The following is a 23,990-nucleotide window of genomic DNA, read 5'->3' as shown; positions in this document are numbered from 1 at the left end:
CTAGCAGGTCGAGGACGCGGGCGTTTCGCCCGATACCTGCACCACGCCGTTGGTGCCGGCGTTGAGCGCGCGGCGGTCACGCACCATCATCGACGCGATCTCGACCATTGTGGTCGAGGGGGCGAGCGCGTTCTTCACCAGCGGCTTGTACTCGTAATAGACCTCGACGAACATCGTCGCACCGTCGACCGGCGCGATCACCTGCCGCCCCGCCGGGCCCATGCCGGCCAGGTTGGTCTTGGTGTTGTCGTGCGGCGAATTATACGGCCGGTTGCCGCGGCAGCGCTGCCAGCGGATGCGGTAGCGGCCGCTATTGGCCGGGTCCTGCTCGAGGCTCGAGATGATGACGCGGCCGCGCTCGTAGAGCTTCAATTCACCCGACTGATAGCCCGCCCCGGTGAGCAGGTCGTTGATGTCGACCTCGCTGATCTCCTTGGCCTGCAGCGTGCTGCCGCTGCCGATGCGCGCAGCATTGTCGGCCAGGTGCAGCGCGATCTGGCTGACGCGCATCCGCGTGATGATGTAGTTGGTGATCTCGGCGCCCGTCAGCCCCATCAGCATGAGCACCGGCAGCGAGAAGGCGAATTCGGTCAGCGCAAGACCGCTCGCGTCGCGCGCCAGCCGGCGCAACCGGGTCGCGACCCGCATCATGCGGCGCAGTTCCGCGATACCGGCGCGGCATAGCTGCTCTGGTCGCCATAGGGCTGGTTGCGCAGGATCGTGGTGGCGACGACCTTGGTGTTCGCAGCCGATTTGCCGAGCAGGCCGCGCAGCGGGAAGAAAGCGGGGTATTCGACCGTCACCGTCATCACCACCGCATCCTTGGCGCCGCCTTGCCCGGCATCGCCGCCATCCTTGTCCCAGCCATTATTGTGATTGGCATCCTCATAGGGCTCGCCATTGTCGCAGGTGCCGTTGCCGTTGGTGTCGGTCCAGGTTTCGGCGCGCGCCGCAGCCGCTTGGGAAAAGGTGCGGTAATAGCGGCGCTTGATGTCGATCGTCGCGTTGTGCGCCAGCGCCTTGGCATGGCTCTTCACGCGCCCGTCGAGCACTGCCATGCGCTGCGCCTCGCTGCCGCTCTCGAGCGTCGAATCGCGCGCCACCTTCTGCAACACGCCCTGCAACGCGCCGCGCATGTAGAGCGTGTGCGCAACGTCGAACGCGCCGAGCAGCATCAGGCAGAAGGCCGGCGCGATGAGCCCGAATTCCACGATGGTGGCGCCGCGGCGATCCTGAAGGGTGCGCGCGATCACCTCGTCAGCCTCAGCGCGGAGATCTGGTCGGCGATCGACTTGAATGTCGTCTGCAGGGCCGCTGAATCGCTTGCGGTGAAATAGCGGTTGCTCGACGCGCAGGCACGCAGGCGGTTTTCGGTGTCAGTGTTGATACCGCCGCCGAATGAAACGACCCAAAGCGTGATGTTCTTGTTCTTCACCGCCTCGCATACCGCGGCGAAGCGCAGGTTCACCTGGTCGTTCAGAGTCGCGTTGCTCGGCACCTCGCCGGCGTCGGTCTGGCGACGGTCGAGGATCGAGAGTCCGTAGGCGGTGTAATTGCTGTTGATCGTCGAGGTGTCGCCATCGGTCATGTAGATCAGGTGGCGCTCGATTTCCCCGCCTTGCGGCGTGAGCGCGTTCTCGGCGCTGAAGATGCCCGTTGGCGACAACAGGCGTGCGCCCCAGATCATCCCGATGTCATGGTAGGTCGAGCCGCTGGCACGGAAACTGTCGACATAGGCATCGAACGCCGTGGCGTCGGGCCATTGCTGGAGCTTGCGGCTGGCCGTGGGGCATTCGAACGGCACGTTGTTGTAGTAGTTGGTGGTCGTACGCGTCTCGGCGGTGTTGATCTCGTTCCAGTTCGACGTGACGTTGCGCGCCCAGATGACGCTTGGCAGAGCCGGCCCCCATTGCGTGGTCACGTCGCCGCTGGTCGGCACCAGATCGATGTCGAGATCCTTGGCGCCGGCGGGAATCGGACTGAAGTTCGTGGCGCGCACCGTCTGGCGCTCTTCGATGCATCCACTCCAGTCGACCGTGCGATCCGAACCGTCGTTATTCACGCCGGCGACGGTGAAGCTGTCGCGATAGCCCGTACCGTTCTTGAGGCCGGATACGTCGATATCGTGCAACGCATAGTGCCAGCGCGGCTGCAAGTCGCGGCGCTCGTACACGCACATGTCCTGCCCATATTGCCAGACATAGCGTTTCTGGACGCGGTTCTCCTGCGTTGCCGTGTTCGCTTGCGCCGCAGCGCAGTTGCCTCGCCAGTCTGGATAGGCGACGCCGCGATAATACCAGTCGGACCATTCGCTGCCGTCGCGCTTGCGCGACTGATACTTCCAGCTGTTGGCCATGAAGCCGACGGGAAGGATCTTGCCGACATTGACGTTCGACGCATAGGGCACGAAGCCGAAGCGGATCTGCACCGCGCTGCCGGTGCCGCCCGAAGGCGCGCCCGCCACGCAGGGCGCACTGGTATCGAGCCGCGCGACGATCTCGTAGAAGCATTTTACCGCGACCTGGAGGCCCTCGATCTTCGAATCAGTCGCAGGCACGTTGCCGTTGTTGGTGCAGCTCGTGTCGCCCGCCTTGCAGTTCATCGAGCCCGTGACGTCGAGCACGAACATCACGTCGGTGTTGGGCAGGCGCATCTCGGCGTCGCAGGTGACGGTGAGCGTCTCGGTCGTCTTGCCCAGCACGCGCATCAGCGTCATCGGCAGCACCGCGGTGGCCGTGCCCGTCACCTTGCCGGCGCTTTCGGCGAACTGGCGCGTGACGTCCTTCGATCCGTACACGCCAAGCGTGCTGCCCGAATCGCGGCGGAAATTGGCGTCGAAGAAGCGCTGCGCCTCGGTGTTGGGCATGCCGCTCTGCTGCGCCCAGGTGCCGCCGCCCATCGCCTTGCGGCCCGCCAGCGCGCCGGCGTCGCAGGCGTGCTGCAGCCGCGTCTTGACGATGTACATGCGCGACAGGTCGAAGCCGCCGCCGACCATGCCGACCAGCGGAAACATCGCCGCACCCACGATCGCCATCGTGTTGCCCGCGCGATCGTGCAGCAGGCGCGAGAGAAAGCCGCGCTCGCCCCCGGCAGTGATCGGCTTTTCGTGCATGCCCCGCCCGTGTTTGACAATGAAGTCCAAGCAGGGCCTATGCGCGCAAAAGCGATAAGTGCGACTGAAACGAGATGGTTAACGCGGCGTCCACCAATGCGGCAGACAATCGCCGCGCAGCTGCTCGCGCGGCCGAGCGGCGGCTGATCCTGTCCTATGCGCCGTCGCCCGCGCATGGCGGACTGAGCGCGCTGCTCGCGCTCGACGATACGCTCGCGGCAGTGCCCGTCGCCACAAGCGAGCCGATGCTCGCGCAGATGCGCTACAGCTGGTGGCATGATGCGCTGGGCAAGCTCGACGATGCACCGGCGCCGGCGCAACCCGTACTCCGCGCGCTGGAGGCGGAGATACTGCCCGTCGGAATACCGGGCGCAACGCTCGCGCGGATCGTCGAAGGCTGGGAAGCGCTGATCGAAGAGGCCGATGACGACGACGCGCGCCGCGCCGGGCATGCGCTGCGCGGCGAGACGCTGTTCGTGGCAGCGGGCAAGGTGCTGGGCACCGCCGACGCCCGGCTCGCTCAGGCCGGGCGCGCATGGGCGCTCGCCGACCTCGCCCTGCGTGACGGTGAGGGTCGCGAGGCGGCGCTGTATCACCTCGAAGCGGCGCTGAAGCCGCGCTGGTCGCCACGCCTGCGCAGCCTCGGCGCGCTGCTCCATCAGGCGCACATGGATTTGCGCGCCGATCCCGCGCTCCCCCCGCCGGCCGCCACGCCGCAGCGGATCGTGCGCTTGGGCTGGCACCGGCTGACGGGCCGCTAGGATCAGCCAGCGCCGGCTTGCCCCGCCCCGCCAATCGGTTAGCCTGTGTCCGAAGCGCGGAAGCGGGGAGAGCGACATGTGGCGATATCTGGTGGGCGCGCTGGCGGCCTTGCTGCTTGGCGGTGCCGGTCTTTTCCTGTTCGGCACCAGCGCCAGCGAGCGCGTGGCGCTGGCAGCGCCGCCCGACCCGCCCGCCGCCGATGATCGCGAAGCCGCCACCGATGCAGTGCCCGAAGTCCGCGTGCCCGAAGCGACGCCGAAGACGCGCGAGGAGAAGCGCTTCGACCGCTATGACAAGGATCGCGACGACAGCATCACGCGCGACGAGTATCTGGCCAGCCGGCGCAAGGCGTTCGCCAAGCTCGACACCAATGGCGACGGTCGCCTGAGCTTCGACGAATGGGCGATCCGCACCACGACGCGCTTCGCCGACGCCGATGCCGACCGGTCACGTACGCTCGACCGCAGCGAGTTCGCCACGACTGCGCCCAAGCGCCGCGCCCCGCGCCGCGCCGCTGCCTGTCCGCCCGCCGGCGAAGAGGGCTGAGGCGACTTTCGTTCTACCGCAGCGCGGCCTGCCAGGCGCCGAACGCCTCACGCGCCCGAGCGGTGTACATCAGCTTGCGATCGGCCTTCTTGGTGCGCCCCTCGATCGGCGGGAACAGCCCGAAATTGACGTTCATCGGCTGATAGGTCTCGGCATCGGCGCCGCCGGTGATATGGCCGAGCAACGCGCCGAGTGCCGTCTCGACGGGGGGCGGGGCCGATGCCTGCCCTCGCAACTCGGCGGCGGCAAAGCGGCCCGCGAGCAGGCCGATCGCCGCGCTCTCGACATAGCCTTCGCAGCCGGTGATCTGCCCCGCGAAGCGAAGATTGGGCCGCGCCTTCAATCGTAACGTGCCATCGAGCAGCACCGGCGAGCGGATGAAGGTGTTGCGGTGCAGCCCGCCCAGCCGCGCGAACTCGGCATGTTCGAGGCCGGGGATCGTGCGGAAGATGCGTACCTGCTCGCCATGCTTCAGCTTGGTTTGAAAGCCCACCATGTTCCACAGCGTGCCGCTGGCATTGTCCTGCCGCAGCTGCACGCAGGCGTGCGGCCAGCGCCCGGTGCGCGGATCGTCGAGCCCCACGCCCTTCATCGGGCCGTAGCGCAGCGTGTCGAGCCCGCGCTCGGCCATCACCTCGATCGGCATGCAGCCGTCGAAATAGGGCACATTCTCCCATTCGCGGAACGCGGCCTTCTCGCCCGCCATGAGCGCGGCGTGGAACGCTTCGTACTGTGCCTTGTCCATCGGGCAGTTGATGTAATCCTTACCGTCGCCGCCCGGCCCCGCCTTGTCCCAGCGCGACTGCTTCCACGCGACGCTCATGTCGATCGATTCGGCATGGACGATGGGGGCTATCGCATCGAAGAAGGCAAGCGCGTCGGCGCCGGTGGCGTTCGCGATTCCCTCGGCCAGCCCCGGTGCGGTGAGCGGCCCCGTGGCGATGATGGCCAGGCCGGTATCGGGCAGCGCATCGACGCGCTCGCGCACGATCGTGATGTTCGGCTCCGCCTCGAGCGCCTGCGTCACCGCCGCCGAAAACCCGTCGCGATCGACCGCGAGCGCCGAGCCGGCGGGCACCTGATGCGCATCGGCGCAGGCGATGACCAGCGAATCGAGCGCGCGCATCTCGGCATGGAGCAGGCCCACCGCGTTGCGCTCGGCATCGTCGGAGCGGAAGCTGTTCGAGCAGACGAGTTCGGCGAGCGCATCGCCCTGATGCGCCGGCGTGGTCTCGCCGCCGCCGCGCATCTCCGAGAGCTTGACGCGCAGGCCCGCGCGCGCGAGCTGCCATGCGGCTTCCGACCCGGCAAGGCCGCCGCCGATGATGTGGACGTCGTGCGTTTGTGCGTTCATGTCGATAGGACGGGTAGGGGCGAGTCGCACGATGGACAAGAGCGGCGACGGCGGTGCGGGACTGTACTGGGCGGCAGTCGCGATCGGCGCAAGCTACAGCCTCGCGGCGTGGGCCGAAATCGATGGCTGGGCAGTGATCGCCTGGAAAGGGGCTGGCGTGGGCCTGCTCGCGCTCTGGGCAGCACGGCGCGCCACGAGCCGCGACGGCTGGATTCTCGCGGCGATGCTGGCGCTCGGCGCAACGGGTGACGTGCTGCTCGATGCCATCGGCTTCGTGGCGGGGGGCATCGCCTTCGCGCTCGGCCATCTGCTCGCCATCGCGCTGTTCGCACGCCACCGCCGCCCGTCGATATCGGCGAGCCAGCGGCTGCTCGGCTGGCTGCTCCCGTTCGGCACGACGGCAACGGCGGCGCTGCTGACGCGCGACGCGCTGGTGGTGCTCTATGCGGCGATCCTCGGCAGCATGGCGGGGCTGGCGTGGACGAGCGCCTTTGCGCGCTATCGCGTGGGCCTGGGCGCGGTGCTCTTCGTCGCCTCCGACCTGCTCATCTTTGCGCGCGGCGGCGCGCTTGCGCAGTCGGCGCTGCCGACGCTGCTGGTGTGGCCGCTATATCTCGCAGCGCAAGCGCTGATCGCGCGGGGCGTGGTCGATCGGCTGGCAATCGGGCGGACGGCCACCATCTCGGTTCGATGAAGACGATCTTCACCATCGGCTACGAAGGCGCGACGGTCGACGAACTGCTCGGCGCGCTTGAAGGCGCGGGTGTCGCGCGGTTGATCGATGTGCGGCAGCTGCCCCTGTCGCGCCGTCCCGGCTTTTCCAAATCCTCGCTTGCCGCCGCGCTGGCCGAGCGCGGCATCGACTATGTGCACCTCAAGGCACTGGGCACGCCCAAACCGGGTCGCGATGCCGCCAAGAAGGGCGATCGCGCAACGCTCGAGGCGGTGTATGCCGGGCAGCTCGAATTGCCCGAGGCGCAGGCAGCGGCGGCACGGATGCGTGCGCTGGCGCAAGAGAAACCATCCGCGCTGCTCTGCTTCGAGCGCGACCCGCATGTCTGCCACCGCACGCTGCTGCTTGCGGCCGAGGGCGAGGACTTCGATGTCGTCGATCTGTTCGCCGGATCGCCTGCCTAGCGCGACAGCGCAATGTCGACATTGTCGAACCATGCCTCGGCGGGCACGTCGTTCGAACTGGCGGTGATGCCGATCTGCACGCGGTCGACATGACGGCGGGGCAGCGCGGCGGTGGTCGCGCCGCGCGCGGCGAGCACTTCGGCGCCGTCGAGCAGCACGCGCGTCTCGCCCATGCGTTTATCGCCGATGCGCGTGCGCCACACGATGCGGTGCCAGCGATCTGGCGCGATCTGCGGTGCGTCGTCGCGCACCCAGGCGTGGCGTTCGCCGATCTTGGCGCGGTCGATGCGCAGGCGGCCGTGGCGCAGATACAGCCGGATGCCCGGATTGCCCGCTTCGCCGCAGCTCGCACATTCGAGGTCGACGAGTTGCAACGAATTGCGCGGGCGCCCCGCCGGGATGCGCAGATCGAATGCGACGGTCACGATCGTGCCCGGCGCGATCGGCACGAAGCGCGCGACCAGGTCGGCCTTGGCGACACGACCCGGTCGACGCGCACGCGTGTTGGCGTGCAGTGCCCGTCCAGCGCGATCGGGTGCCGATCGAACCGCGACGTCGCCATCCTCCTGCTGCGCGATCGCCCAGTGCGCGCCGGGGCAGGGCGCGATGCACAGGCCGCGATCGAAATCCTCGCGGAAACCTGCGGACAGGGCGTCGTTCCGCGGCTCGGCCGTCGCCCACAGGGCAAGCCCGCCCGCTGCGGCCGCACTCGCGACGAGAGTGGCGCGGATCATGCGGGCGCGATCTTTTGCGGCGTCCATTGCGCATAGCGCCGGCCGGAGGCGAACAGCACCGCGCCCGTCGCCAGTCCTGCAAGGTGCAGGCCCGCATTGGCGAGCAGACGCAACGGGCGAGGCAGGGCGATCCCCGCTTGAGCCGCCAGCGTCGCGACGGCGACGCCCGCCGAAGCCAAGGCGACCAGCGTCCAGAACAGGCTGCCACCCGCCGCCAGCATCGTGCTGGCGATCGGCAGCGGCACCAGCGCCACGGGGGCCACGCGACGCCCGAGCTTGTGGAGGACCAGACCGACGGCATACCAGCCGGTGCGCGCAGGGTTCATCAACGCACGCCGCCGCCACAGCCCGGTCAACCCGCGCACCGTGATGCGCACCCGGCGGCGGAACTGCCGGCGATTGCCCGCGATGCTGTGCTCCCAGACGCGCGCATCATCGGCATAGGCGATTCGGCGGCCGGCAGCGACGGCAGCGGTGCTTACCCAGAAATCGTCGGTGACGTCGGCGGGCACCGGCGGCATTAGCGCCGCACGGATCGCATACAGCCCGCCATCGGCCGAAATGCAGCCGAACAGCCGGTCTTCGGCGTCGCGCAACGCCGCCTCGTAGCGTCGAAACAACCGGTCGGCCGCCGCGAAACCCGCCACGCGCCCCTTCGCCGCGAGCGTATCGACGCGTCCCGCGACGGCGCCCACCTGCGGATCGTCGAGCGGCGCGAGCAGCGCGCGCACCGTATCGGCCTCGAACAGCGGGTCGGCATCGGTCATCACCAGCACCTCGCCCGACGCCATCCGCGCGATGCGCTGCAACGCCGCGGCCTTGCCGCCGCGCGCGCAGCGGACCACGCGCACGCCCATCGCCTCGGCGATCGTGGCGGTGTCGTCGGTCGAGCCATCGTCGCCGACGATGATCTCGTGCCGGCCCGGCCAGCCGGCGAGCGCCGCCTGCACCGAAGCGATCTTGGCGCCGATATGCGCGGCCTCGTTATGCGCGCAGATGAGCACCGAAAGCGAACAAGGCATCGCGCCCGTGGCGGTCGGCCGCCGCCCGACGAACTTCGCCGCGAACAGCATCGCCGCCGGATAGCCCGCGAACACGATGAGCGGGAAGCCGAGCGAAAAGAGCGCGAGCCATAGCATCGGCCGCTCGTAGCGCATCAAGCCTTGCCGACGCGCTAACGACGCCGCCGATTGCGATCATCATGAAAGGGATGCGGGCGGCGCACTGCGCGCCGCCCGGATCGTTCAGGCCTTGGCGGCCTCGGTCTTGCTGCCGCCCTTCTTGCGCGGCTTGCGCGGCGGCGCGGGGACGATCTCGAAGGACAGCGCGTTGTCCTTCAGCTTCACATTGACCTCGCCGCCGTGCAGCAGCTTGCCGAACAGCAATTCCTCGGCGAGCGGCTGCTTGACCTTCTCCTGGATCAGACGGCCCATCGGCCGCGCACCATAGAGCTTGTCATAGCCGCGCTCGGTGAGCCACGCCTTGGCATCTTCGTCGAGGCGGATATGCACGCCGCGATCGGCGAGTTGCAGCTCGAGCTGGAGGATGAACTTGTCGACCACGCGCGCCACCACTTCGGTCGGCAGATAGCCAAACGGCACGATCGCATCGAGGCGGTTGCGGAACTCAGGCGTGAAGAGCTTCTTCACCGCCTCTTCCTGAACGTCCTCGCGCGCGATCTCGCCGAAGCCGATCGATTCCTTTGCCATGTCCGACGCACCGGCATTGGTGGTCATGATGAGAATGGTGTTGCGGAAATCGACGGTCTTGCCGTGGTGGTCGGTCAGCTTGCCGTTGTCCATCACCTGCAACAGGATGTTGAACAGGTCGGGATGCGCCTTCTCGATCTCGTCGAGCAGCAGAACGCTGTGCGGGTTCTGGTCGACCGCATCGGTCAGCAGGCCGCCCTGATCGTAGCCGACATAACCCGGAGGCGCGCCAATCAGGCGGCTGACGCTGTGCCGCTCCATATACTCGCTCATGTCGAAGCGCTGGAGCGGAATGCCCATGATCTCGGCAAGCTGGCGCGCAACCTCGGTCTTGCCGACGCCGGTGGGGCCGGAGAACAGATAGTTGCCGATCGGCTTGTCGGGATCGCGCAGGCCTGCCCGGCTGAGCTTGATGGCGGACGAGAGTACGCCGATCGCGGCATCCTGCCCGAACACCACGCGCTTGAGATCGGTCTCGAGGTTCGCGAGCACGCGCGTGTCGTCCGAAGACACCGTCTTCGGCGGGATGCGCGCCATGGTGGCAATCACCTGCTCGATCTCCTTCGGCGTGATGACCTTCTTGCGCTTCGAGGGCGCCACCAGCATCTGCATCGCGCCGACTTCGTCGATCACGTCGATCGCCTTGTCGGGCAGCTTGCGATCGTTGATGTAGCGCGCCGAAAGCTCGACCGCCGACTTGATCGCATCGGGCGTGTACTTGACCGAGTGATGCCCCTCGAACGCCGAGCGCAGGCCGGCGAGGATCTTGATCGTGTCCTCGACCGACGGCTCGTTGACGTCGATCTTCTGGAAGCGGCGCAGCAGCGCGCGATCCTTCTCGAAGTGGTTGCGGAACTCCTTGTAGGTGGTCGAGCCGATGCAGCGGATCGTCCCGCCCGACAGCGCCGGCTTCAACAGATTCGAGGCATCCATCGCGCCGCCGGAAGTGGCGCCGGCGCCAATCACCGTGTGAATCTCGTCGATGAACAGCACCGCGTGAGGCAGCTTCTCGAGCTCGTTGACGACCTGCTTCAGCCGCTCCTCGAAATCGCCGCGATAGCGCGTGCCCGCAAGCAACGCGCCCATGTCGAGCGAATAGATGACGGCGGGCAGCAGCACCTCGGGCACGTCGCCCTCGACGATCTTGCGCGCCAGCCCCTCGGCAATCGCGGTCTTGCCGACGCCGGGATCGCCCACATAGAGCGGGTTGTTCTTCGAGCGGCGGCACAGGATCTGCACCGTGCGGTCGACTTCGGGGCCGCGGCCGATCAGCGGATCGACCTTGCCGTTCTTCGCCTTCTCGTTGAGGTCGACGCAGAACTGCTTGAGCGCGCTTTCGCCCTTCTGGTTCTTGTCGTTGCCCTTCTGCGCAGGCTTGTCGTCGTCGGCGCCCTTCACTTCGCGCGTTTCGGACGGCGCGCCGCCCTTGCCGACGCCGTGGCTGATGAAGCTCACCGCATCGAGCCGGCTCATGTCCTGCTGCTGGAGGAAATAGACGGCATAGCTCTCGCGCTCGCTGAACAGCGCGACGAGCACGTTGGCGCCCGTCACCTCGTCGCGGCCCGACGACTGGACGTGCAGGATCGCGCGCTGCACCACGCGCTGGAAGCCGCTGGTGGGCGTGGGATCCGAATGGCTGTCGACCTTGAGCGCCTCGAGCTCGGTATCGAGATAGCGCGCCACCGCCGCCTTCAGCTCGCCAAGATCGACGCCGCACGCGGCCATCACCTTAGAGGCATGCTCGTCGTCGACGAGCGCGACCAGCAGATGTTCGAGCGTCGCATATTCGTGCCGACGCGACGACGCGGCCTCCAGCGCCTTGTGCAGCGTGGATTCGAGGGCGGATGCGAACGATGGCATGGGGTATTCTACTCCGGCTGGGCCGCGAATGGACGCGCGGTCCTTTCGTCCAATGTCGGGTGGGGAAGGCCGCGCATCAAGCCGCTGGTCCATCGCCGGTATCGAAGGTCCCGCTTCGTCCGGCGCCCCTGCCCGTCATCGCTTGAATAGCTGATCGGCGCTTGCCCGATGGTTAACGGCACGGTCACGATGCCGGGCGATGCGCGTGATCTCGGCCTCGAGCGCGGCGATGCGCGCGTCGAGCTCGGCGACCGACAGCGGATCGAGATCCTGTCGCGCCAGCATCGCCACCGGATCGTCGCTGCGCCGCGGAAGATTGTCGTCGGCGTCCATACGCCAAACGTTGACCCCCGCGCTCGCGATGTCAATAAGTCGCCGCCGACACGGGGGGAATGCGATGCAAGTGCCGGCGATGATGACCGCGATCGATCCGGCTGCGCCGGGCGGCCCCGAGGTGCTGGTGCCCGTCGAGCGTCCTGTGCCCACGCCGGCAGCGGGCGAAGTGCTGCTCAAGGTCCATGCCGCAGGCGTCAATCGCCCCGACATTCTCCAGCGCAAGGGCGGCTATCCGCCGCCGTCGGGTGCGCCCACGATTCCCGGCCTCGAAGTCGCGGGCGAAGTGGTCGCCGTGGGCGAGGGCGGCAACGATGCGCTGATCGGCCAGCCGATGTGCGCGCTGATCGCCGGCGGCGGCTATGCGCAATATGCCGTGGCGCCCGAAGGCCAGTGCCTGCCGGTGCCGGCGGCACTCACGATGGTCGAGGCGGCGGCGATCCCAGAGACGTTGTTTACCGTGTGGACCAACCTGTTCGAGCGCGGCTACGCTTCCGAAGGCGATACCGTGCTGGTGCATGGCGGCACCAGCGGCATCGGCACGATGGCGATTGCGCTCGCCAATCTGTTCGGCCTGACGATCATCGTCACCGCCGGATCGGACGCGAAGGTCGAAGCCGCGCGCAGTCTGGGCGCCGATCACGCGATCAACTATGCGAGCGAGGATTTCGTCGCGCGCGTGCAGGACATCACCGGCGGCGCGGGTTGCGCGGTGGTGCTCGACATGGTCGGTGGCGATTATGTGCCGCGCAATCTCCAATGCCTGGCCGATGACGGGCGCCACGTATCGATCGCGGTGCAGCGCGGGCTCGAAGCGACGATCCCGATCTTCGAGGTGATGCGCCGCCGCCTGACCCTGACCGGCTCGACGCTGCGCCCGCGCGACGCCGCCTTCAAGGCAATGGTCGCCGACGAGCTCGGGCGCACCGTCTGGCCGCATGTCGAGGCGGGACGGCTCAAGCCCGTCATCGACCGCACCTATCCGCTGGCGCACGCCGCCGACGCACACCGGCGGATGGAAGCCGGCGATCATGTGGGCAAGATCGTGCTGGAGGTCGGCGGGCCGGCTGCATGACGATGCCATGACAGCGGGCGCCGCGAGTTGTAACATTCCCCCGGCATAGGCGGCTCGGGCAAGGGTTATGCGCGGGAAACCATGGCATGGGCACGATCACGCAGCTTCCGTTCGACGCTATCGCCGGCTTCGCTGACGCCGCACCGCAGATCACTGAAGTCACGGTCGCTGAGCGGCGGCGCTATCGCACGATCTGGATCAGCGACGTGCATCTGGGCACGCGCGGCTGCAACGCCGAGATGCTCATCGACTTTCTCGACCATGTCGACAGCGAGCAGATGTATCTGGTGGGCGACATCTTCGACGGGTGGCAGCTCAAGAAACGCTTCTTCTGGCCCGCGACGCACAACGACATCGTCTGGCGCATCATGAAGCGCGCCAAGCGCGGCACGCGCATCACCTATATTCCCGGCAATCACGACGAGATGTTCCGCCAGTTCACCGGGCTCGACTTCGGCGGCGTGAAGATCAGGCGGCAGGCGATCCACACCACTGCCGACGGCCGCCGGCTGCTGGTGCTGCACGGCGACGAGTTCGACGCGATCACCTTGTCGCACCGCTGGCTCGCGCATGCCGGCGACCTTGCCTATCATGTGATGATGACGCTCAACCGCTGGGTGAACGTCTGGCGCCGCGCCTTCAACCTCCCTTACTGGTCGCTTAGCAAATACGCCAAGCACAAGGTCAAGAACGCCGTCGAGTTCATCTCGAACTTCGAGGAGATCGTCGCGCGCGAGGCGCGGGCGCGCGGCGTCGATGGCGTGGTGGCGGGCCATATCCATACCGCCGACCAGCGGCATATTGACGGCATCGACTATTATAACGACGGTGACTGGGTGGAAGGCTGTACCGCCCTCGTCGAACATGAGGATGGCCGCATGGAAATCCTGCACTGGGCCTCCGCCATCGCCGCGAGGGGCGAGGCACGCGCGGCGGCCGAAACGCGCAGGGCCGCCTGACGAAACATGCGGATCGCGATCGTCACCGATGCGTGGGAACCGCAGGTGAACGGCGTGGTCCGCACCCTCCAGTCGGTGCGCGGCGTGCTCGAGGCGCAGGGTCATGCGGTGCTGGTGATCTCGCCCGATCGCTTCCTGTCGCTGCCATGCCCCACCTATCCCGAGATACGGCTGGCGATGACGCGTACCGCGACGGTGGGCGCGCTGATCGCCGATTTCGCGCCTGATGCGATCCATCTCGCCACCGAGGGGCCGCTGTGCCTTGCGGCGCGGCGCTGGTGCCTGCGCAACGGCACGCCCTTCACCACGGCCTATCACACGCAGTTCCCCGATTATGTCTCGGCGCGGTCGGGTGTGCCCGCCGAATGGATCTGGCGCTACATCCGCTGGTTCCACGCGCCCGCGCAGGCGATCCTCGCCTCGACGCCGTCGATCCGGCAGACGCTGGTCGATCATGGTCTCGAACAGGTGCGCCACTGGGGCCGCGGCGTCGATCTCGGCTGCTTTCACGCCGGCGTCGTTCCCGATCCGGCGCTGGCGGCGCTGCCGGGGCCGGTGCAACTCTATGTCGGCCGGGTCGCGGTCGAGAAGAATATCGAGGCGTTTCTCGCCACGCGCCGCCCCGGCACGCGCGTGGTGGTGGGCGACGGGCCGGCGCGCGCCGAGCTTGAGGCGCGCTATCCCGAAGCGTTGTTCCTCGGCCCGCGCTTTGGCAGCGCGCTTGCCGCGACCTATGCGGCGGCGGACGTGTTCGTGTTTCCCAGCCGCACTGACACCTTCGGGCTGGTGATGATCGAGGCGCTGGCCTGCGGCACGCCCGTCGCCGCCTATCCGGTGACGGGCCCGGTCGACGTCATCGGCCCGCAGGTCGGCGCGCTCGACGACGATCTCGAAGCCGCGATCGCCGCGGCACTGCGATGCGACCGCGCTACCTGCGCCGCCTATGGAGCGGGCTTCACCTGGGAAGCGAGCGCCGCGCAGTTCCTCGCCGCCCTCGTTCCCATCGGCACGGACACGCGCGCGGTGGCGTGACGCTTGCCCTTGGGCGGCGCGTGCACTAAGTCGGGCAGGTCAGCGGCCACCCCGGAAGGGGTGGCCCTTATTGTTTTCGCCGGAGACTTCACCGTGGCCCAGCCCCTGATGCCGCATGCGACCGCTTCCTGGCTGGTCGACAACACCGCGCTCTCGTTCGAGCAGATCGCCGAGTTCTGCGGCCTCCACATCCTCGAGGTGCAGGCCATCGCCGACGATACCGCTTCGGCCAAGCTCACCGGCCGCGATCCGGTGCGCGCGCACGAGCTGACGATGGAGGAGATCGAGAAGGGGCAGGACGATCCGTCCTACCGCCTGAAGATGCTGAAAGGTCCCGAGCAGGTCCGCCGCACCAAGGGCCCGCGCTACACGCCGGTATCCAAGCGGCAGGACAAGCCCGACGGAATTGCGTGGATCATCCGCAACCACCCCGAGATTTCGGACGGCGCGATCGGCAAGCTCATCGGCACGACGCGCACCACGATCGCGGCGATCCGCGACCGGACGCACTGGAACATCGGCAACATCACGCCCAAGGATCCGGTGACGCTCGGCCTGTGCTCGCAGCGCGAGCTCGACGCGCTCGTCGCCAAGGCCGCCAAGGCCGCCGGCATCGAGGCGCCCACCGATACGCGGCTCGAGGGCGATCGCGAGGCGCTGCTTACCCAGCTGCGCGCCGAGCGCGAACAGGCGGCACGCGATGCCGAACTTGGCGAGGCGGGCGAGGCTCCCAAGCCGCTGTTCGAGGACCCGTTCCGCCGCTGACGGCTTGCGGGCCGCCGTGCTCGCCCTATGCTCGGCGCTCCCAGCAGGAGCGTCCGCCCATGTCCGATCTTCGTCGCCGCGCCATCGACCTCTATGACGCGTTCACGCACGAGCATCGCGACCGCCGGCGGCTGTTGCGGGAGATGGGCCTGCTCGCCGGATCGGTCGCCGCCGCCGAGACACTGATCGCGACGATCGCGCCCGCCGCCGCCGCCGCTGCGCAGCAGATCGACCCCGCCGATCCGCGCATCGTCACGCGTAAGGGCGGCTACGCCATCGGCGGCGGTACGATGATGACGGGCTATTTCGCAGCACCGCGCAATCCGGGGCGCAAGGTGGGCGCAGTGATCGTGGTGCACGAGAATCGCGGCCTCAACGCGCATATCGAGGGTGTCGCGCGACGCGTGGCGCTCGCGGGCTTCTTTGCCGTCGCGCCCGATTTCCTGACGCCGCAGGGCGGCACCCCCGCCGATCCCGACGCGGCGCGCGACCTTATCGGCACGCTCGATTACGACGCCGCGCTTGCGGCCGGGCAGGCGACGATCGCGCGGCTCGCGCGTCTGCGCGGCGGCACGGGCAAGGTGGGCGCGGTCGGGTTCTGCTGGGGTGGCGGCTACGTCAACCGGCTGGCGGTGGCCGCCGGCCCGGCACTCGCGGCAGCCGCACCCTATTACGGCCCCGCGCCCGATCCGGCCGAGGCGCCGAAGGTCGAGGCCGCGATGGCGATCCATCTCGCCGGCAACGACGCGCGCGTGAATACCACGGGCGTGCCCTGGGGCGAGGCGCTCAAGGCGGCGGGCAAGCGCGTCGACGTACATGTCTATCCGGGCGCCGAACACGCCTTCAACAACGACACCTCGGCCGAGCGATACGACGCCGCGACCGCGCAGCTCGCATGGGACCGTACCATGGCGCTGTTCGAACGCGAACTGACTTGACGCCACGGTCGTAACGTTCACTATCCGTTCCGCCAAGACTCGGAGAGATACAATGGCCGCAGACCTGACGCTCTACACCAACCCGATGTCGCGCGGGCAGATCGCGCGCTGGATGCTCGAGGAGACCGGCGCGCCCTATGACGTCGAAATCCTCGACTATGGCGGTTCGATGCAGGCGCCCGAATATCTGGCGATCAATCCGATGGGCAAGGTGCCGGCGATCCGCCACGGCGATCGCGTCGTCACCGAATGCCCGGCGATCTGCGCCTATCTGGCCGATGCTTTCCCCGAGAACGGCTTGGCGCCGCCGCCGGCCGATCGCGCCGATTACTATCGCTGGCTGTTCTTCGCTGCCGGCCCGGTCGAACAGGCGGTAACGGCGCGCGCGCTCGGCTACGATGTGCCCGCGGACAAGGAGGCGATGGCGGGCTTCGGCAGCTTCGATCGCATGGTCGATACGCTCGCGGGCTGGCTCGACGGGCGCGACTATGTGGCGGGCAGCGCCTTCACGGCTGCCGACGTCTATGTCGGCGCGCAGGTGATCTGGGGCCTCGGCTTCGGCTCGCTGCCCGATCGCCCTTCGTTCCGTGCCTATGCCGATCGGCTGACGCAACGCGAGGCGTATCGGCGCGCCAAGGCGGAGGATGACCGGCTGATCGCGGCGATGCAGTCGGGCTGAAACGCGCGTTGCCTTCCCCTGCGCAGTGTCCGATGAAGGCGGTATCGTCTGACGGGGGAAATGATGTCGCGCCTTATCGCCTTGCTGCTCGCAACTGCCGCCATGCCGCTTGCCGCGCAGCAGTCGCCGCCGCCGCCCGCCGCCGAAGCCGTTACCCATGTGCTCGCCGGGCGCCTGATCGCCGTGCCGGGACAGGCGCCGCGCGGCCCCTCGACGATCGTGATCCGCGGCGGTCGCATCGCGCAGGTTCTCGACGGCCATCAGCGGCCGGGCGACGGCAGCGCCGTGATCGATCTCTCGACGCAGACGGTCCTCCCCGGCCTGATCGACAGCCACGTCCATCTTGCCTCCGATCGCGCGGGGCAGGAGGGGCTGCTCGCCGATTTCACCGAGAGCGATCAGCTGAGCGCGTACGAGACGCTGTGGAACGCGCGCAAGACGCTGCTCGCGGGCTTCACCACGGTCCGCAATCTGGGCGACGAGGGAAGCGCGCTGGCGCTGCGCGATGCGATCGCGCGCGGCTGGGTCGAAGGGCCGCGCATCGTCGATGCCGGCCGCTCGATCTCGACCACCTCGGGCCATATGGACGCGCGGCTCGGTCTCGCCGAGGACCTGCGCGACCATCCGGGCACCGAGAATCTGTGCGACGGCCCCGACGATTGCCGCCGTGCGGTGCGCATCCAGATCGGCCGTGGCGCCGACGTCATCAAGATCGCGACCACCGGCGGCGTCAACAGCCGCATCGGCGCCGGGCTGGGCGCGCAGATGTTCGACGACGAGGCGAAGGCCATCGTCGAGACCGCCAGGCTCTATGGCAAAAAGGTCGCGGTCCATGCGCATGGCGCCGACGGCATCAAGCTGGCGCTGGCATCGGGCGCGGACTCGATCGAACATGGCACATTGCTCGATGATGACGGCATCGCACTCTTCCGCAAGACGGGTGCCTATTACGTGCCGACGCTGTCGACCGTGAATGGCTATCTCGAAAGAATTGCAGCGAATCCAGATGCCTACCCGCCCGATGTGCGTGCCAAGATCGACTGGCGCATCTCGATCACCGGCCAGGCTTTAGCCAAGGCGGTGCCGGCGGGCGTCAAGATCGCGTTCGGCACCGATGCCGGCGTGTCGAAACATGGCCGCAATGCCGACGAGTTCGAGCTGATGGTGAAATACGGCATGACCCCCGCCCAGGCGATCGCCGCGGCCACGGTCAACGCCGCGGATTTGCTGGGTTTGTCCGCCGAGATCGGCACGATCGAAGCAGGAAAGGCGGCCGATCTGATCGCCGTCCAGGGCGACCCGCTCACCGATGTGACGACCCTGAAGCGCGTAACCTTCGTAATGAACGGCGGCAGGGTGGCGAAGGCCGCCGAGTGATCCTCGCAGCAGCCGACGACGCCGAAACGGCGATCCGCGCAACCCGTCTTTCGTGGAATGCGGCGATCGCCGAGGGCGACCCTGATGGCGCCGTACGAATGCTCACCGCCGATGCGATACTGGTGCCCGCGGGCGGCACCGCGCTGGTGGGCATCCCCGCGATCCGCAAGGCATGGCGCGCGGCCTTTAGGGGCGACGACCGCCAGACCTACGTGCGCACGCCGCTGCGCATAGAGGCGCGCGGAAACGTCGCGGCGGAGACGGGCCGATGGTCCGGCGGCGCGATCGGATCGGCGCCGGCGCTGTCGGGGCAGTATCTGGCCGAATGGGTGCGCAGCGCGGATCAGTGGCGCTGCCGCGTCGAATGCTATGTCGCCGCCGGCTGAAGGTCGCTCTCGCCCCCGCCGTAAGGTCTTACCGTAACGCATCCTCGCCTGGCGCACCGCGACGGCAATGGGCCTGCATCGCGGCCGCCGCACGGCCGGTAAGGCCGACGCGATGCCATGCGCACGGCCGCCCTGCGGCATCGGTGAGAAAGCTATAGGGAAGCGCGTGGGCATTGCGTGCTAGCGCGGAGGCGAGCGCGCGGTCGGCGCGCGTCTCGGGGATCCAGCGCCGCTCGGGCGCGATCGCGCGCAGCATGGCATGGGTCGGTCGCGTACGGTCATAGGGCACGACGCGCACGCGCGCGGGTGCCGCGCCGGCGGCGATCGCGTCGAGCTGGCCAAGCTCGATCCGGCACGGCGCACACCACGAGGCGACGAAAAGATAGAGCGTGTCGGGCGCCGCGACGATCGCTGGATCGTCCACGGGCTGTGCGCTGCCGTGCACGACGCCACCGGGCGCCAGCAGCAGCAGAGCAGCGCCAAGCATCTGTATCCGATGGTTTCTCGACAGCCGCATGACCGCTCGATAGCATGGTCGTCTGGCGGGGGGCAGGTACGATGTTGGCGACGATGGTGACGAGCGGCGCGCTGGCGCTGGCGATGCAGGCAGCGTCGCAGCCACCGCAGACGTTGCAGCAGCGCTTCGATGCAGCATCGAAGGCCGCGGCCGAAGGGCGCTGTGCCGAAGCGATCACGGCGTTCGAGGCGGTCGAGGCGACTCCGACAGGGCGGCGCGGCATCGTCGGCGCGGCGATCAACGTGCGCAAGGGCGGCTGCCTCATCCTGCGCGGCGAGCCCGAGGCGGGCGAGGCGACGATCCGGAAAGGCCTGCCCGTGCTCGAGCGCGCGGGCGATGAGTTCAAGGGAGACGTGCGCGCGGCCTATCTGCAACTGGCGGCGTCGGCGCGTCGGCGGCTCGACTATGCCAGCGCGATCACCGACGCCGAGCGCGCGCTCGCGCTGTCCGAGGCGTTGGCGCGAATCCAGCCGCTGCTGATGCTCGCGGCGCTCAAGCGCTTCGATGGCGACGGCGCCGCAGAGCGCCACGCGTTCGAGGCGTCGAGCCTTGCCGGCCCCGATGCCACGCCCGATCTGCGCGCACGTATCGGCACCGAGCATGGCCGCGTACTACTCAATGCGGGTCGCACCGAGGAGGCCTATGCCGAGTTGCGCAAGTCGCTCACGGCGCAGGGCGGCCTCACGTTGCGCACGACGTTGAGCGAGGTGGCCACGCGCGGCGATCTTGCATTGGCCGCCGACATGACGGGCGATCGCGAAGCCGCGCGCAAGTATCTCGCCTATACCGGCGCCGGCAGGATCAGCGAGGCGCCGTTCACGAGTGCAGCGGTGTTCGAGGCGCCGCCCTGCGGCCTGCCGGGCGGGCCGACGCGCGACGATCACGCGATCATCGAGTTCGGCCTGCACGAGAAGGGCTGGGTCGCCTATGCCGAGCCGATCTATGTCACGGGCGGACGCAGCAAGGCGCTGGCATTCGCGCAGGCAGTGCTCGGCTGGTCATGGAGCGCCGAGTCGGCATCGAAGGTTCCCGCCTTCTATCGCGCTGCGACGCGTATCGAGCTGCGCTGCACCGAGGCCGGCGACCGGCTCTCGCTCCTCGCACCGCTCAATCGCGCGGTCGCTGAATGGCTCGAGCTTCAATGCGCCGCACCGATCGACCCGCTGACACCCGATGCGCGATTGCTGCTCGAGATGCAGCGCGCGATCGACAGCACGACCGCCACACCCTCGATGCGGTTACAGGCGGCGCTGTGGCTCGCAACGTCGCCGCTGATCGATGCGAAGGCGAGCAGGGGGCCGATAAACGCGGCCGAGACTCTCGCGCGGACGCTAGAGGCTCCGGTCGTGGTCCACGCGAGGATCGCGATCCAGCGGGCTATCCTCGAGAATGACGGCGCACGCGGCTTCCGCGAGGCGGCACGCGCGTTGCTGGCGCAGCCCGACTATGCAGGCGATCCGATGACGGCGGCAACGCTGCGGCTGGAGACGGCACGGTCGCGTGCGCGCAGCAAGCCTCCGGAGGACGCGGCGCGGCTGATCGATGCAGTCGTGGCCGACGACCGCCTGGAGCCGACGCGTCCGCTGCGCATCAACGCGCTGCTGCAACGGGCCGATCTCGCCGCGGGCGCCGGCGATGTGGCAAAAGCGCAGCAGAGTATCGCGGCCACCGGACTTACCGCGCAGCAATGTGCCGTCATCGGCGTGGCGCCTGCCGCGCGCGGTCACGCGATCAGCTATCCCGAAGAGGCGATCAATATGGGGTTCGAAGGCTGGGTCCGGCTCGAATTCGACGTGACCGCGAAGGGAAGGGCGACCAACCAGCGCGCCTTGATGGCATATCCGCCGCGCATGTTCAGCGCATCGGCCGACGAGATGGCGCGTGCAATGTGGTTCAGCGCCTCACACCGCCCGGATACCGAAGTCGCGTGCAGTGCCACGCAGCAGACCATCAGTTTCCGCATGCCCTGAACGCGGCGCGGCTCCGCGCGTCAGGCCGGCTTGCGGAAGCGGATGGTCATGCGGTCGCTCTCGCCGATCGCTTCATATTTCGCGCGGTCCTGATCCTTGAGACGCAGCACCGGCGGCAGCGTCCAGACACCCTGCGCCCAGTCAGCGGTATCCTTGGGATTGGCGTTGACCTCGCTCTGCCCGACGACCTCGAACCCGGCCTTCCTGGCATAGGCAACGACGGTACTGGTCTTCATGTACCCCGACTTGTCCTGATCGCCGTCGGGCCGCGCCTCGGGCAGGCGATGCTCGACGACGCCGAAGGTGCCGCCGGGCTTGAGCATGCGAAAGGCTTCGGCGAACGCTAGTTGCGCATTCTTGGCGCCGCCCATGTGCCAGTTGTGAATGTTTCGGAACGTCAGCACGACGTCGGCGGCGCCATCGGGCACCTTGGCATCACCCGCGGGAAACGAGGCGACGCGCAGCTTGCCATAGGTGGCGGCGTCCTTCGCCATCAGTGTCTGCACGCCCTTGACGCCGTTGGGCATCGGCGCGGCGACCCACAGGCTGCCGCTGCTGGCCAGATAGGGCGCGAGAATCTCGGTATACCAGCCGCCGCCGGGGTAAAGCTCGACCACCGTATCGTCGGGCTCGACGCCAAAGAAGGCGAGCGTCTCGACCGGGTGGCGTGCGCCATCGCGCGCGACGTTCGCCAGCGTCCGCGTCGGCGCCGCAACGGCGGCTTCGATCGCCGCGCGCTGGTTCTGCGGGGCACCGACCGCAACCGACGTGACCGCCGCCGCGGTAGTGGCAATGGCGAACGCAATCAGGGTCTGGCGCATGATGCTTCCTCGAGCATAGGGGTGAGGCGGACGGTAGATGAAGATGGCGACGATGCAACAGGCGATATGGCCGCAACAACCCCTATGGGGCGCAGTGGTTGCGCTGCTTGTCGTGGCAGTTGCAAGCGGCTGGGCTGATCGCCGCCGCGCGAAGCGCGACGACTGGAACCGCGTCGGCCTGCTTCCCTTGCCGCTGGTGCACATGCTCGCGCTGATCGGCGCCTTTCTGCTCGCGCTGCTGGCGCTGCGCGGCTGACTGCTCGCCGATGAACGGCGGGGCCACGGCGAGTTCAGGAACCGGACGCTAGCATCGGGCGATTGATGCTTGTGTTCAAGGAGATCAACCATGCTCGACGCGATGCGACGCCGCCTGCTGACGGCCGGCATGTTCGGCGCGGCGACGCTTCTCGCCGGCTGTGGCGAACCCGCCGAAACCGGCGCGACGGCGCCTGCCAATCTTCAGGCCTTCCTGCCAGCGCTCGACCCGCCGGTCGACACCGCGGCGCTGCCGCCGCTGCCCGATGCGCTGCCGCTCGCGCCGGTGGCGCAGACGCCGTATCGGGTCGCGCCGCCGGCGGCTGCACTTGCGCCCGCAGCGCCGGCGCGCTGGGGCGGGGCAGGGGATGATGGCTATGCCTGGATCGACCGTGCCGACACGCTGTTCGACGTAATCGGCGATTCCCCGCCCGATTACGGATTCGCCTATGACGACGGCATCGAGCCCTGGGGCTGGGATGCGGCCGGCGGCCATTCGATCTATGCCGAACCGATCGACGACGGGTATCGCTATTATTATTACGAACCCGGCGGCGCTGCCCCGTTTATGGTCCGCGATCCGTGGCGCAGCTATGGCTTCGCTGATGATCGCCTCGTCGCCGTGTATGACAATGGCGGTGGAATCCTTCCTTATGCCGCAGCGGGCGCGTTTCTTCCGCTCGCCGGCCAGTATCTGGCGCGCGGCCGCGATCTGCGCCGTGTGTCGTATCGCGGCGCGCGCCGCCGTGTCGCAGCACCGCTCTGGGCCGAGCGCCAGCCCTATGTGCGCCGCGCGCGCCAGCAATGGGCCGCCGCGCGCGACCGCGTGTCGGCGTGGAGCGACTATCGCGCCCGCCAGTCACTGAACGACCGACCGCGCATCCGCTATGAACGCCGCGCCCGACGCGCGGCGGCGCAACGCTTCGCCGACTGGCGCCGCAACGATTTCGCCGGCGAGGCGCCACGCTTCTATCGAGCACGTGCCGATCGCCCGGTATCGCGCGCCGACAGCCGCCGAATGGTCCGGGCGGACCGCCAACGCGAGGCGCAGCGCGAACGGCGCTACGCCAACCGCGCCGCTGCACGCGCAGATCGGCGCGTGTCGGCCCGCGCGCAGCAACGAGAGGCTCGCGTTGCCGAGCATCGGACGCAGGCACGCTCGGCCCAGCGTCAGGCGGCACGTTTGCAGCAGCGGCAGGCGCGCGTTGCCGAGCGTCGGACGCAGGCGCGCTCGGCACAGCGTCAGGCGGCGCGCTCGCAGCAGCGACAGGCACGCGTTGCCGAGCGTCGGACCCAGGCACGCTCGGCACAGCGTCAGGTAGCACGCTCGCAGCAACGACAGGCGCGTGTCGCCGAGCGTTGGACGCAGGCGCGGTCAGCGCAGCGTCAGGCCGCGCGTTCGCAACAGCGCCAGGCACGTGTCGCTGAGCGTCGAACGCAGGCAAGGCCAGCGCAGCGTCAGGCGGCGCGCTCGCAGCAGCGACAGGCGCGCGTTGCCGAGCGTCGGACACAGTCGCGTTCGGCACAGCGTCAGGCGGCACGCTCGCAGCAGCGGCAGGCTCGCGTTGCCGAGCGTCGGACGCAGTCGCGTTCGGCGCAGCGTCAGGCGGCGCGCTCGCAGCAGCGGCAGGGTCGCGTTGCCGAGCGTCGGACGCAGGCACGCCCGGCA

25 protein-coding genes are annotated in these 23,990 nt (G+C 68.5%); 15 read left to right on the top strand and 10 right to left on the bottom strand.

What is annotated here, in order from left to right:
- From FBR43_RS07885 to FBR43_RS07875, 3 genes are read right to left on the bottom strand one after another with little or no spacing between them, the layout of a single operon-like run.
- Positions 1 to 651 (bottom strand): TadE/TadG family type IV pilus assembly protein, encoded by a 651-nt coding sequence (locus tag FBR43_RS07885; protein ID WP_136942642.1) that lies wholly within the window; start codon positions 649 to 651, stop codon positions 1 to 3.
- Positions 648 to 1,253 (bottom strand): TadE/TadG family type IV pilus assembly protein, encoded by a 606-nt coding sequence (locus FBR43_RS07880; protein WP_136942641.1) that lies wholly within the window; start codon positions 1,251 to 1,253, stop codon positions 648 to 650. Before FBR43_RS07880 ends, FBR43_RS07885 begins: the two co-directional genes overlap by 4 nt.
- Complete coding sequence (locus FBR43_RS07875) at positions 1,250 to 3,112, bottom strand: TadE/TadG family type IV pilus assembly protein (RefSeq protein ID WP_136942640.1); 1,863 nt, start codon at positions 3,110 to 3,112, stop codon at positions 1,250 to 1,252. Before FBR43_RS07875 ends, FBR43_RS07880 begins: the two co-directional genes overlap by 4 nt.
- A gap of 74 nt (positions 3,113 to 3,186) precedes the next feature.
- Between FBR43_RS07875 and FBR43_RS07870 the strand changes: the two genes are divergently transcribed.
- On the top strand, positions 3,187 to 3,873 hold the full coding sequence (locus tag FBR43_RS07870) for a hypothetical protein (protein WP_136942639.1): 687 nt from the start codon (positions 3,187 to 3,189) through the stop codon (positions 3,871 to 3,873).
- 76 nt (positions 3,874 to 3,949) lie between these two features.
- The gene (locus FBR43_RS07865; protein WP_136942638.1) at positions 3,950 to 4,420 is read left to right on the top strand and encodes an EF-hand domain-containing protein; all 471 of its coding nucleotides are present in this window, start codon (positions 3,950 to 3,952) and stop codon (positions 4,418 to 4,420) included.
- A 13-nt stretch (positions 4,421 to 4,433) separates the two neighbouring features.
- Here FBR43_RS07865 and trmFO read toward each other — a convergent pair whose 3' ends face one another.
- Positions 4,434 to 5,774 (bottom strand): methylenetetrahydrofolate--tRNA-(uracil(54)-C(5))-methyltransferase (FADH(2)-oxidizing) TrmFO, encoded by a 1,341-nt coding sequence (trmFO, locus tag FBR43_RS07860; protein WP_136942637.1) that lies wholly within the window; start codon positions 5,772 to 5,774, stop codon positions 4,434 to 4,436.
- A gap of 31 nt (positions 5,775 to 5,805) precedes the next feature.
- Here trmFO and FBR43_RS07855 point away from each other — a divergent pair, with 31 nt between their 5' ends.
- Both FBR43_RS07855 and FBR43_RS07850 read left to right on the top strand, forming a co-directional pair.
- Positions 5,806 to 6,468 (top strand): lysoplasmalogenase family protein, encoded by a 663-nt coding sequence (locus FBR43_RS07855; protein WP_136942636.1) that lies wholly within the window; start codon positions 5,806 to 5,808, stop codon positions 6,466 to 6,468.
- The gene (locus FBR43_RS07850) at positions 6,465 to 6,911 is read left to right on the top strand and encodes a DUF488 domain-containing protein (protein ID WP_136942635.1); all 447 of its coding nucleotides are present in this window, start codon (positions 6,465 to 6,467) and stop codon (positions 6,909 to 6,911) included. Before FBR43_RS07855 ends, FBR43_RS07850 begins: the two co-directional genes overlap by 4 nt.
- Here FBR43_RS07850 and FBR43_RS07845 read toward each other — a convergent pair.
- The 4 genes from FBR43_RS07845 to FBR43_RS07830 form a co-directional block, all read right to left on the bottom strand.
- A complete protein-coding gene (locus FBR43_RS07845; RefSeq protein WP_136942634.1) occupies positions 6,908 to 7,645 on the bottom strand; it encodes a hypothetical protein in 738 nt (245 codons plus the stop codon). The genes FBR43_RS07850 and FBR43_RS07845 overlap by 4 nt on opposite strands.
- The gene (locus FBR43_RS07840) at positions 7,642 to 8,802 is read right to left on the bottom strand and encodes a glycosyltransferase (protein WP_212611910.1); all 1,161 of its coding nucleotides are present in this window, start codon (positions 8,800 to 8,802) and stop codon (positions 7,642 to 7,644) included. The genes FBR43_RS07845 and FBR43_RS07840 overlap by 4 nt, the downstream gene beginning before the upstream one ends.
- Positions 8,803 to 8,889: 87 nt before the next feature.
- A complete protein-coding gene (gene clpA, locus FBR43_RS07835) occupies positions 8,890 to 11,214 on the bottom strand; it encodes an ATP-dependent Clp protease ATP-binding subunit ClpA (protein WP_136942632.1) in 2,325 nt (774 codons plus the stop codon).
- A 135-nt stretch (positions 11,215 to 11,349) separates the two neighbouring features.
- Complete coding sequence (locus tag FBR43_RS07830; RefSeq protein ID WP_136942631.1) at positions 11,350 to 11,547, bottom strand: DUF1192 domain-containing protein; 198 nt, start codon at positions 11,545 to 11,547, stop codon at positions 11,350 to 11,352.
- An 82-nt stretch (positions 11,548 to 11,629) separates the two neighbouring features.
- On the opposite strand from FBR43_RS07830, the gene FBR43_RS07825 reads away from it, so the two are divergent.
- The 8 genes from FBR43_RS07825 to FBR43_RS07790 all read left to right on the top strand — a co-directional run bounded on the left by FBR43_RS07825 (position 11,630) and on the right by FBR43_RS07790 (position 18,758).
- Positions 11,630 to 12,622, top strand: a complete 993-nt coding sequence (locus FBR43_RS07825; protein ID WP_136944089.1) for an NAD(P)H-quinone oxidoreductase — start codon at positions 11,630 to 11,632, stop codon at positions 12,620 to 12,622.
- 86 nt (positions 12,623 to 12,708) lie between these two features.
- A complete protein-coding gene (locus FBR43_RS07820) occupies positions 12,709 to 13,581 on the top strand; it encodes a UDP-2,3-diacylglucosamine diphosphatase (RefSeq protein WP_136942630.1) in 873 nt (290 codons plus the stop codon).
- 6 nt (positions 13,582 to 13,587) lie between these two features.
- A complete protein-coding gene (locus FBR43_RS07815; RefSeq protein WP_136942629.1) occupies positions 13,588 to 14,613 on the top strand; it encodes a glycosyltransferase family 4 protein in 1,026 nt (341 codons plus the stop codon).
- Between the two features lie 108 nt (positions 14,614 to 14,721).
- Positions 14,722 to 15,378 (top strand): DUF1013 domain-containing protein, encoded by a 657-nt coding sequence (locus tag FBR43_RS07810; RefSeq protein ID WP_249276500.1) that lies wholly within the window; start codon positions 14,722 to 14,724, stop codon positions 15,376 to 15,378.
- Positions 15,379 to 15,437: 59 nt separating this feature from the next.
- The gene (locus FBR43_RS07805; RefSeq protein WP_136942627.1) at positions 15,438 to 16,316 is read left to right on the top strand and encodes a dienelactone hydrolase family protein; all 879 of its coding nucleotides are present in this window, start codon (positions 15,438 to 15,440) and stop codon (positions 16,314 to 16,316) included.
- A 52-nt stretch (positions 16,317 to 16,368) separates the two neighbouring features.
- Positions 16,369 to 16,995, top strand: coding sequence for a glutathione S-transferase family protein (locus FBR43_RS07800; protein ID WP_136942626.1), 627 nt, complete (start codon positions 16,369 to 16,371; stop codon positions 16,993 to 16,995).
- 60 nt (positions 16,996 to 17,055) lie between these two features.
- Positions 17,056 to 18,372: a metal-dependent hydrolase family protein gene (locus FBR43_RS07795; RefSeq protein ID WP_136942625.1), complete on the top strand. Its 1,317-nt coding sequence runs from the start codon at positions 17,056 to 17,058 to the stop codon at positions 18,370 to 18,372.
- Positions 18,369 to 18,758, top strand: coding sequence for a YybH family protein (locus FBR43_RS07790; RefSeq protein WP_136942624.1), 390 nt, complete (start codon positions 18,369 to 18,371; stop codon positions 18,756 to 18,758). The genes FBR43_RS07795 and FBR43_RS07790 overlap by 4 nt, the downstream gene beginning before the upstream one ends.
- Positions 18,759 to 18,786: 28 nt before the next feature.
- Here the strand turns inward: FBR43_RS07790 and FBR43_RS07785 are convergent, their stop codons facing one another.
- Complete coding sequence (locus FBR43_RS07785) at positions 18,787 to 19,245, bottom strand: thioredoxin domain-containing protein (protein ID WP_136942623.1); 459 nt, start codon at positions 19,243 to 19,245, stop codon at positions 18,787 to 18,789.
- 71 nt (positions 19,246 to 19,316) lie between these two features.
- Between FBR43_RS07785 and FBR43_RS07780 the strand changes: the two genes are divergently transcribed.
- Positions 19,317 to 21,245, top strand: coding sequence for a TonB family protein (locus FBR43_RS07780; protein ID WP_169542544.1), 1,929 nt, complete (start codon positions 19,317 to 19,319; stop codon positions 21,243 to 21,245).
- A 20-nt stretch (positions 21,246 to 21,265) separates the two neighbouring features.
- On the opposite strand, the gene FBR43_RS07775 is transcribed toward FBR43_RS07780, so the two are convergent.
- On the bottom strand, positions 21,266 to 22,066 hold the full coding sequence (locus tag FBR43_RS07775; RefSeq protein WP_136942621.1) for a class I SAM-dependent methyltransferase: 801 nt from the start codon (positions 22,064 to 22,066) through the stop codon (positions 21,266 to 21,268).
- 37 nt (positions 22,067 to 22,103) lie between these two features.
- On the opposite strand from FBR43_RS07775, the gene FBR43_RS07770 reads away from it, so the two are divergent.
- Together FBR43_RS07770 and FBR43_RS07765 are read left to right on the top strand one after the other, a co-directional pair.
- Positions 22,104 to 22,322 (top strand): hypothetical protein, encoded by a 219-nt coding sequence (locus FBR43_RS07770; protein WP_249276499.1) that lies wholly within the window; start codon positions 22,104 to 22,106, stop codon positions 22,320 to 22,322.
- Positions 22,323 to 22,412: 90 nt separating this feature from the next.
- Positions 22,413 to 23,990, top strand: a 1,578-nt coding sequence (locus FBR43_RS07765; protein ID WP_394344015.1) for a hypothetical protein, incomplete at its 3' end; no start/stop codon positions are given.

The organism is Sphingomonas baiyangensis, assembly GCF_005144715.1.
GTDB lineage: Bacteria > Pseudomonadota > Alphaproteobacteria > Sphingomonadales > Sphingomonadaceae > Sphingomonas > Sphingomonas baiyangensis.
The sequence above is the reverse complement of the archived record's forward strand: the minus strand, read 5'-3'. Positions and strand labels throughout refer to the sequence as shown.

What these genes read in the sequence shown, in the direction of transcription:
- FBR43_RS07885 (WP_136942642.1), bottom strand. Translation starts at nt 651, where the DNA reads ATGATGCGGGTCGCGACCCGGTTGCGCCGGCTGGCGCGCGACGCGAGC.
- FBR43_RS07875 (WP_136942640.1), bottom strand. Translation starts at nt 3,112, where the DNA reads ATGCACGAAAAGCCGATCACTGCCGGGGGCGAGCGCGGCTTTCTCTCG.
- FBR43_RS07870 (WP_136942639.1), top strand. Translation starts at nt 3,187, where the DNA reads ATGGTTAACGCGGCGTCCACCAATGCGGCAGACAATCGCCGCGCAGCT.
- FBR43_RS07865 (WP_136942638.1), top strand. Translation starts at nt 3,950, where the DNA reads ATGTGGCGATATCTGGTGGGCGCGCTGGCGGCCTTGCTGCTTGGCGGT.
- trmFO (WP_136942637.1), bottom strand. Translation starts at nt 5,774, where the DNA reads ATGAACGCACAAACGCACGACGTCCACATCATCGGCGGCGGCCTTGCC.
- FBR43_RS07855 (WP_136942636.1), top strand. Translation starts at nt 5,806, where the DNA reads ATGGACAAGAGCGGCGACGGCGGTGCGGGACTGTACTGGGCGGCAGTC.
- FBR43_RS07850 (WP_136942635.1), top strand. Translation starts at nt 6,465, where the DNA reads ATGAAGACGATCTTCACCATCGGCTACGAAGGCGCGACGGTCGACGAA.
- FBR43_RS07845 (WP_136942634.1), bottom strand. Translation starts at nt 7,645, where the DNA reads ATGATCCGCGCCACTCTCGTCGCGAGTGCGGCCGCAGCGGGCGGGCTT.
- FBR43_RS07840 (WP_212611910.1), bottom strand. Translation starts at nt 8,802, where the DNA reads ATGCGCTACGAGCGGCCGATGCTATGGCTCGCGCTCTTTTCGCTCGGC.
- clpA (WP_136942632.1), bottom strand. Translation starts at nt 11,214, where the DNA reads ATGCCATCGTTCGCATCCGCCCTCGAATCCACGCTGCACAAGGCGCTG.
- FBR43_RS07830 (WP_136942631.1), bottom strand. Translation starts at nt 11,547, where the DNA reads ATGGACGCCGACGACAATCTTCCGCGGCGCAGCGACGATCCGGTGGCG.
- FBR43_RS07825 (WP_136944089.1), top strand. Translation starts at nt 11,630, where the DNA reads ATGACCGCGATCGATCCGGCTGCGCCGGGCGGCCCCGAGGTGCTGGTG.
- FBR43_RS07820 (WP_136942630.1), top strand. Translation starts at nt 12,709, where the DNA reads ATGGGCACGATCACGCAGCTTCCGTTCGACGCTATCGCCGGCTTCGCT.
- FBR43_RS07815 (WP_136942629.1), top strand. Translation starts at nt 13,588, where the DNA reads ATGCGGATCGCGATCGTCACCGATGCGTGGGAACCGCAGGTGAACGGC.
- FBR43_RS07810 (WP_249276500.1), top strand. Translation starts at nt 14,722, where the DNA reads ATGCCGCATGCGACCGCTTCCTGGCTGGTCGACAACACCGCGCTCTCG.
- FBR43_RS07805 (WP_136942627.1), top strand. Translation starts at nt 15,438, where the DNA reads ATGTCCGATCTTCGTCGCCGCGCCATCGACCTCTATGACGCGTTCACG.
- FBR43_RS07800 (WP_136942626.1), top strand. Translation starts at nt 16,369, where the DNA reads ATGGCCGCAGACCTGACGCTCTACACCAACCCGATGTCGCGCGGGCAG.
- FBR43_RS07795 (WP_136942625.1), top strand. Translation starts at nt 17,056, where the DNA reads ATGATGTCGCGCCTTATCGCCTTGCTGCTCGCAACTGCCGCCATGCCG.
- FBR43_RS07785 (WP_136942623.1), bottom strand. Translation starts at nt 19,245, where the DNA reads ATGCTTGGCGCTGCTCTGCTGCTGCTGGCGCCCGGTGGCGTCGTGCAC.
- FBR43_RS07780 (WP_169542544.1), top strand. Translation starts at nt 19,317, where the DNA reads ATGTTGGCGACGATGGTGACGAGCGGCGCGCTGGCGCTGGCGATGCAG.
- FBR43_RS07775 (WP_136942621.1), bottom strand. Translation starts at nt 22,066, where the DNA reads ATGCGCCAGACCCTGATTGCGTTCGCCATTGCCACTACCGCGGCGGCG.
- FBR43_RS07770 (WP_249276499.1), top strand. Translation starts at nt 22,104, where the DNA reads ATGAAGATGGCGACGATGCAACAGGCGATATGGCCGCAACAACCCCTA.